Below are 6,344 nucleotides of genomic sequence, written 5' to 3'. Positions count from 1 at the left end.
CCCCTTCACTTTGGTTTGCGTTTTTGCTTGCGTCCCGCCGTGTCAGTGGGTGCGCATTATAGGGAGATCCAAATTTGGATCAAGCACTTTTTATAAAAAACTTAGAAAAAGTGACACTTCGATTAAAAATCACACCAAAAAGCCTATTTCTGCATATTTTACATACTAAATCAGTAGTTTTTCTTATTTAATTACCTCCACCTTAGGGCTAGGTATATCCTCAGCTACTCAATAGTTGTCTATATTTCGTATTAACTAGAAAGAGAATTAATGAAAGAGCAACTATGTAAAAACAAGCTGTAAGAAAAGTAAGTCCTTTTTAAGTATGCTCAAAAAGCGTAAAAACAAAAAAGCCGAGCTAATGCTCGGCTTTTTTGTGTCTTATAAAGACTTACTCTGCAGACTGCGCGTCTTCTTGAACTTCTTCAGTCGCAACTGGGCGATCTAGTAGTTCAATGTAAGCCATTGGCGCATTGTCACCTGCACGGAAGCCACACTTAAGAATACGAGTGTAACCACCTGGACGATCCGCAAAACGAGGACCGATTTCAGAGAACAATTTACCAACTACTTCTTTATCACGCGTGCGAGCAAACGCTAAACGACGGTTTGCTACGCTGTCAGTCTTAGCCAGTGTGATTAAAGGCTCAATTACACGGCGCAACTCTTTCGCTTTAGGCAAAGTTGTTTTGATGATTTCGTGCTTCACCAAAGAACCAGCCATGTTGCTGAACATCGCTTTGCGATGGCTGCTGTTACGGTTTAATTGACGACCACTCTTACGATGGCGCATGACCCTATCCTTCTAACTAAACTAATATAGTAATCTGATTATTCAGCTAGGCTTGCTGGCGGCCAATTTTCTAGGCGCATGCCTAGAGATAGACCACGAGAAGCTAGCACGTCTTTAATCTCTGTTAGAGATTTCTTACCAAGGTTTGGCGTCTTAAGAAGCTCAACCTCAGTACGTTGTACCAGATCACCGATATATTGAATTTGCTCGGCTTTCAGACAGTTTGCAGAACGTACTGTTAGCTCTAAATCATCAACAGGACGAAGTAGAATCGGATCAAACTCCGGCTTCTCTTCTTTTTCTTCTGGCTCAGAAACATCACGCAAGTCTACAAACGCTTCTAGCTGTTCAGCTAGGATTGTAGATGCACGACGGATCGCTTCTTCAGGATCTAGTGTGCCATTAGTTTCCATATCGATGATTAGTTTATCTAAGTCAGTACGCTGCTCAACACGGGCTGATTCAACCGAGTACGCAATACGCTCAACTGGACTGAATGATGCATCTAGCAACAGACGACCAATTGGGCGCTCATCGTCATCAGAGGATAAACGACTTGACGCCGGAACATAACCACGACCACGCTCAACACGGATACGCATACTGATTTCGCTATTGTCAGCAGTTAGATGACAAATAACGTGCTCAGGATTAGCAATTGTTACATCGCCGTCGTGCTGGATGTCAGCCGCAGTCACAGGGCCTACACCAGACTTAGTCAGGGTAAGGAAAACTTCATCTTTACCTTCTAGAGTAACTGCTAGACCCTTAAGGTTTAACAGGATTTCAATGATGTCTTCTTGTACGCCTTCTTTCGCGCTGTACTCGTGTAATACACCGTCGATCTCTACTTCTGTCACTGCACAACCCGGCATAGACGAAAGAAGAATACGACGTAAAGCATTACCTAAAGTGTGACCAAAGCCACGCTCTAGAGGCTCTAAAACTACTTTAGAACGGGTTGAGTTGATAGCGTCGATATCGACTAATCTTGGTTTTAGGAATTCGGTTACAGAACCCTGCATTTTATCCTCTCTTAACTCTTAACTTTACTTCGAGTAAAGTTCGACGATTAGTTGTTCATTAATGTCCGCAGACAGATCAGAACGCTCAGGTAGGCGCTTGAAAGTACCTTCCATTTTCTTACCGTCAACTTCAATCCAAGTTGGCTTTTCGCGTTGCTCAGCCAACTCTAGAGCAGCGATGATACGCGCTTGCTTTTTAGACTTCTCACGGATTACTACTACATCTTCTGGAGTAATAACGAAAGAAGGAATATTCACAACACGACCATTAACCATAATCGCTTTGTGGCTTACTAGCTGACGTGCTTCAGCACGTGTGCTTGCAAAACCCATGCGATATACAACATTGTCTAGACGTTGCTCTAGAAGCTGTAACAAGTTTTCACCTGTGTTACCTTTAAGGCGAGCAGCTTCTTTGTAGTAGTTGCGGAATTGCTTTTCTAATACACCGTAGATACGACGTACTTTTTGCTTTTCACGTAACTGTAAACCGTAGTCAGATAGACGACCTTTACGTGCGCCGTGCTGACCAGGTGCTGTTTCTAGTTTACACTTAGAGTCAATTGCTCTTACGCCGCTTTTAAGGAACAGGTCAGTACCTTCACGACGACTCAGCTTGAGCTTAGGGCCCAAATATCTTGCCATGTTCTTTCTCCTAACCTATTAATTATACGCGACGTTTCTTCGGTGGACGACAACCATTATGTGGTATTGGCGTCACGTCAGTGATGTTAGTGATACGGAAACCAGCAGCATTCAATGCACGTACAGCAGACTCACGGCCTGGACCTGGACCTTTAATGAATACTTCTAGGTTCTTAAGACCGTACTCTTGTGCAGCAGTACCTGCGCGCTCAGCAGCAACCTGTGCAGCGAACGGAGTAGACTTACGAGAACCACGGAAACCTGAACCACCCGCAGTCGCCCAAGAAAGAGCATTACCTTGACGGTCAGTGATGGTCACAATAGTGTTATTGAAAGAAGCATGAACGTGAGCCATACCATCAACAACTTGCTTTTTGACCTTTTTACGACGAATTGGTGCTTTTGCCATAACTTACCCCACCTTATTTCTTGATAGGCTTGCGTGGACCCTTACGAGTACGCGCGTTAGTCTTAGTACGTTGACCACGAAGTGGTAACGAACGACGGTGACGTAAGCCACGGAAACAACCAAGGTCCATAAGACGTTTGATGTTTAGTGTTACTTCACGACGAAGATCACCTTCAACAGTGTACTTGCCAACTTCTTCACGAAGGATGTCAAGAGTTTCGTCGTTTAACTCGCCGATTTTAGTAGTTTCAGCGATACCTGTCGCAGCTAAGATAGCCTTAGCGCGAGTTTTACCTACACCATAGATGCTTGTTAAACCGATAACAGCATGCTTATGGTCAGGAACGTTAATGCCTGCGATACGGGCCACTAACATATCTCCTATAAATAAACCTGATTATCATCTTGCTGGAAAGCCCGTATAGGATACCCAACCGACATTCAGGTTTTACCAATGAAACAGGCTAAGTAATTTACTTAGCCTGCACGACTAGATTTCTTAGCCTTGCCTTTGCTTGTGCTTAGGCTCACTGCAGATCACACGTACTACACCAGCACGCTTGATAACTTTACAGTTACGGCAAATTTTCTTAACGGAAGCACGTACTTTCATAACTCAACTCCGTAACAGACCCTATCGGCCGTAGCCTTTAAGGTTTGCTTTTTTCAGCACAGAATCATATTGATGAGACATCAAATGAGTCTGTACTTGTGCCATAAAGTCCATGATAACAACAACGATAATCAAAATTGATGTACCGCCGAAGTAGAATGGCGTTTGCCATGCCATGGTCATAAACTCGGGCACCAGACAGATAAAGGTAATGTACATTGCACCTGCCAATGTCAGGCGTGTCATCACTTTATCAATGTATTTAGACGTCTGCTCACCTGGGCGATAACCTGGAATAAATGCGCCAGATTTTTTCAAATTATCTGCTGTCTCACGCGGGTTAAACACCAACGCTGTGTAGAAGAAGCAGAAGAAAATAATCGCTGCGGCTAGTACCATTGCGTACAGAGGCTGACCTGGGGTCAACACAGCTGACACTGCTTGTAGTGCATCAGCAAGTGGACCTTCACCTTGGCCGAACCAGCTTGCAATTGTACCAGGGAACAGAATGATGCTGCTAGCAAATATTGGTGGAATAACCCCTGCCATGTTCACTTTCAATGGTAAATGCGTGCTCTGTGCTGCAAAAACCTGACGGCCTTGCTGGCGTTTAGCATAGTTAACAACGATACGACGTTGACCACGCTCAAAGAACACTACCATATAAGTTACCGCGACAACGATAAACGCAATAAGTGCTAAGATAAAGACATTCAAATCGCCTTGGCGCGCCATTTCTGCTGTCGAACCGATTGCAGACGGCAGGTTAGCTACGATACCAACAAATATCAGTACTGAGATACCGTTACCGATACCACGCTCTGTAATTTGTTCGCCCAGCCACATCAGGAACATAGTACCAGTCACTAAACTCACAACAGCTGTGAAATAGAAACCGAAACCAGGATTCACAACTAAGCCTTGCATCATATTTGGCAGGTTAGTTGCGATACCGATCGACTGTATTGTAGCAAGCACGAGCGTGCCGTAACGCGTGTACTGGCTGATTTTCTTACGACCTTGCTCACCCTCTTTTTTCAGCTCTATCATCGCAGGATGTATATGCGTTAATAGCTGCATGATAATTGAGGCTGAGATATAAGGCATAATACCCAGCGCTAGTACAGATGCACGCTCAAGCGCACCACCACTGAACATGTTAAACATGGCAAAGATGGTGCCCTTTTGTTGCTCGAAGAACTCGGCAAGTACAGCGGCGTCAATCCCAGGGATAGGCACGAACGAACCTAAACGGTAAATAATGATGGCACCCAATACAAATAGTAATCGGCGCTTCAACTCCGCAAGCCCACTTTGTGCGCTTTGCATATCTTGACCTGGTTTAGCCATAGTGTACTTCCTTAGTCTTCTACCTTGCCTCCGGCAGCTTCGATAGCTTCGCGAGCACCTTTAGACACTTTAATGCCTTTAACAGTTACTGCGCGTGAAACTTCGCCAGATTTAACAACTTTAACGAACTGAATGTTCTTCTTAACGATACCAGCTGCTTGTAGTGTGCTTAGCTCTACCACGTCGCCTTCAACCTTCGCGATTTCGAAAAGGTTTACTTCAGCAGATACTAATGATTTGCGTGAAGTGAAGCCAAACTTTGGTAGACGGCGTTGCATAGGCATTTGACCGCCTTCAAAACCAACACGTACTTTACCGCCAGAACGCGACTTTTGACCTTTGTGACCACGACCACCAGTCTTACCTAGACCAGAGCCGATACCACGACCAACACGCTTACCAGCAGTTTTTGAACCTGCAGCAGGAGAAAGTGTATTCAATTGCATCGAATTAGCCCTCAACCTTAACCATGTAAGAAACTTGGTTGATCATACCACGTACTGCTGGCGTATCTTCTAGCTCAACAGTATGGTTGATACGACGTAAACCAAGGCCACGTAATGTAGCTTTATGCTTCGGTAAACGACCGATTGAGCTACGTACTTGTGTTACTTTAACTGTGTTTGCCATGGTTTCTTACCCCAAGATTTCATCTACGCTAAGACCACGTTTCGCAGCGATCTTCTCTGGAGAATTCATGTTCTCTAGAGCAGAAATTGTTGCGCGAACGATGTTGATCGGGTTAGTAGAACCGTATGCTTTTGAAAGTACGTTCTGTACACCAGCAACTTCTAGTACTGCACGCATCGCACCACCGGCGATGATACCTGTACCTTCAGATGCAGGCTGCATGTACACTTTAGAACCCGCGTGGCGACCCTTGATTGGGTGCTGTAGCGTGTGACCGTTAAGGTCAACATTTACCATGTTACGACGCGCTTTTTCCATTGCTTTTTGAATAGCAGCTGGAACTTCACGTGCTTTACCGTAACCAAAACCTACTTTACCTGCGCCATCACCAACTACAGTTAGTGCAGTGAAGCTAAAGATACGACCACCTTTAACCACTTTAGACACACGGTTTACCGCGATTAGCTTTTCAGCCAAATCAGGCTGTTGTTGCTTTGCTTCTACGTTAGCCATTGTCTACTCCTAGAATTGCAGACCGGCTTCACGCGCTGCATCAGCAAGCGCCTTCACACGGCCGTGATATTTAAAGCCACTGCGGTCAAAAGCAAGCTTTTCGATGCCTTTGTCTGCCGCGCGTTCAGCAACTGCTTTACCAACTGCTTGTGCAGCTTCGATGTTGCCAGTGCCTTTAACTGTTTCAGCAATTGCTTTTTCAACAGTAGAAGCAGCAGCCAGTACATTACCCTCAACGTTTACGATTTGAGCGTAGATGTGACGTGGCGTGCGGTGGATAACAAGACGTGTTGTGCCTTGTTCGATAATATTTCTACGAGTGCGCTTAGCACGACGTAGACGAGCTGTTTTCTTATCCATCGTCTT

At 45.0% G+C, this 6,344-nt stretch carries 11 protein-coding genes; all 11 read right to left on the bottom strand.

Features of this window, described 5'->3' with window-relative positions:
* Window positions 1-391: 391 nt before the first annotated feature.
* Window positions 392-793, bottom strand: a complete 402-nt coding sequence (gene rplQ / locus J8M00_RS26910; RefSeq protein WP_010386932.1) for a 50S ribosomal protein L17 — start codon at window positions 791-793, stop codon at window positions 392-394.
* 38 nt (window positions 794-831) lie between these two features.
* Window positions 832-1,818, bottom strand: a complete 987-nt coding sequence (locus tag J8M00_RS26905) for a DNA-directed RNA polymerase subunit alpha (RefSeq protein ID WP_063371527.1) — start codon at window positions 1,816-1,818, stop codon at window positions 832-834.
* Between the two features lie 24 nt (window positions 1,819-1,842).
* A complete protein-coding gene (gene rpsD / locus J8M00_RS26900) occupies window positions 1,843-2,463 on the bottom strand; it encodes a 30S ribosomal protein S4 (protein WP_039611418.1) in 621 nt (206 codons plus the stop codon).
* Between the two features lie 22 nt (window positions 2,464-2,485).
* Window positions 2,486-2,872, bottom strand: coding sequence for a 30S ribosomal protein S11 (gene rpsK / locus J8M00_RS26895; protein ID WP_010386935.1), 387 nt, complete (start codon window positions 2,870-2,872; stop codon window positions 2,486-2,488).
* Window positions 2,873-2,885: 13 nt separating this feature from the next.
* Window positions 2,886-3,242 (bottom strand): 30S ribosomal protein S13, encoded by a 357-nt coding sequence (gene rpsM, locus J8M00_RS26890; RefSeq protein ID WP_010378282.1) that lies wholly within the window; start codon window positions 3,240-3,242, stop codon window positions 2,886-2,888.
* Window positions 3,243-3,371: 129 nt separating this feature from the next.
* The gene (rpmJ, locus tag J8M00_RS26885; protein ID WP_002959476.1) at window positions 3,372-3,485 is read right to left on the bottom strand and encodes a 50S ribosomal protein L36; all 114 of its coding nucleotides are present in this window, start codon (window positions 3,483-3,485) and stop codon (window positions 3,372-3,374) included.
* A 21-nt stretch (window positions 3,486-3,506) separates the two neighbouring features.
* A complete protein-coding gene (gene secY, locus J8M00_RS26880) occupies window positions 3,507-4,835 on the bottom strand; it encodes a preprotein translocase subunit SecY (protein ID WP_023401262.1) in 1,329 nt (442 codons plus the stop codon).
* A gap of 11 nt (window positions 4,836-4,846) precedes the next feature.
* Window positions 4,847-5,281: a 50S ribosomal protein L15 gene (rplO, locus tag J8M00_RS26875; RefSeq protein WP_039611416.1), complete on the bottom strand. Its 435-nt coding sequence runs from the start codon at window positions 5,279-5,281 to the stop codon at window positions 4,847-4,849.
* A gap of 4 nt (window positions 5,282-5,285) precedes the next feature.
* Window positions 5,286-5,465, bottom strand: a complete 180-nt coding sequence (gene rpmD / locus J8M00_RS26870; RefSeq protein ID WP_010378276.1) for a 50S ribosomal protein L30 — start codon at window positions 5,463-5,465, stop codon at window positions 5,286-5,288.
* Window positions 5,466-5,471: 6 nt separating this feature from the next.
* Complete coding sequence (gene rpsE, locus J8M00_RS26865) at window positions 5,472-5,978, bottom strand: 30S ribosomal protein S5 (protein WP_023401264.1); 507 nt, start codon at window positions 5,976-5,978, stop codon at window positions 5,472-5,474.
* 9 nt (window positions 5,979-5,987) lie between these two features.
* Window positions 5,988-6,338, bottom strand: a complete 351-nt coding sequence (gene rplR, locus J8M00_RS26860) for a 50S ribosomal protein L18 (RefSeq protein WP_063355770.1) — start codon at window positions 6,336-6,338, stop codon at window positions 5,988-5,990.
* Window positions 6,339-6,344 lie beyond the last annotated feature (6 nt).

This window comes from Pseudoalteromonas luteoviolacea, assembly GCF_018100925.1.
Classification (GTDB): domain Bacteria; phylum Pseudomonadota; class Gammaproteobacteria; order Enterobacterales; family Alteromonadaceae; genus Pseudoalteromonas; species Pseudoalteromonas obscura.
The sequence above is the reverse complement of the archived record's forward strand: the minus strand, read 5'-3'. Positions and strand labels throughout refer to the sequence as shown.

Coding starts and splice junctions, on each gene's coding strand:
- rpsE (WP_023401264.1), bottom strand. CDS start 5,978: ATGGCTAACGTAGAAGCAAAGCAACAACAGCCTGATTTGGCTGAAAAG.
- rpmJ (WP_002959476.1), bottom strand. CDS start 3,485: ATGAAAGTACGTGCTTCCGTTAAGAAAATTTGCCGTAACTGTAAAGTT.
- J8M00_RS26905 (WP_063371527.1), bottom strand. CDS start 1,818: ATGCAGGGTTCTGTAACCGAATTCCTAAAACCAAGATTAGTCGATATC.
- rplQ (WP_010386932.1), bottom strand. CDS start 793: ATGCGCCATCGTAAGAGTGGTCGTCAATTAAACCGTAACAGCAGCCAT.
- rpsK (WP_010386935.1), bottom strand. CDS start 2,872: ATGGCAAAAGCACCAATTCGTCGTAAAAAGGTCAAAAAGCAAGTTGTT.
- rpsD (WP_039611418.1), bottom strand. CDS start 2,463: ATGGCAAGATATTTGGGCCCTAAGCTCAAGCTGAGTCGTCGTGAAGGT.
- rpmD (WP_010378276.1), bottom strand. CDS start 5,465: ATGGCAAACACAGTTAAAGTAACACAAGTACGTAGCTCAATCGGTCGT.
- rplO (WP_039611416.1), bottom strand. CDS start 5,281: ATGCAATTGAATACACTTTCTCCTGCTGCAGGTTCAAAAACTGCTGGT.
- rplR (WP_063355770.1), bottom strand. CDS start 6,338: ATGGATAAGAAAACAGCTCGTCTACGTCGTGCTAAGCGCACTCGTAGA.
- secY (WP_023401262.1), bottom strand. CDS start 4,835: ATGGCTAAACCAGGTCAAGATATGCAAAGCGCACAAAGTGGGCTTGCG.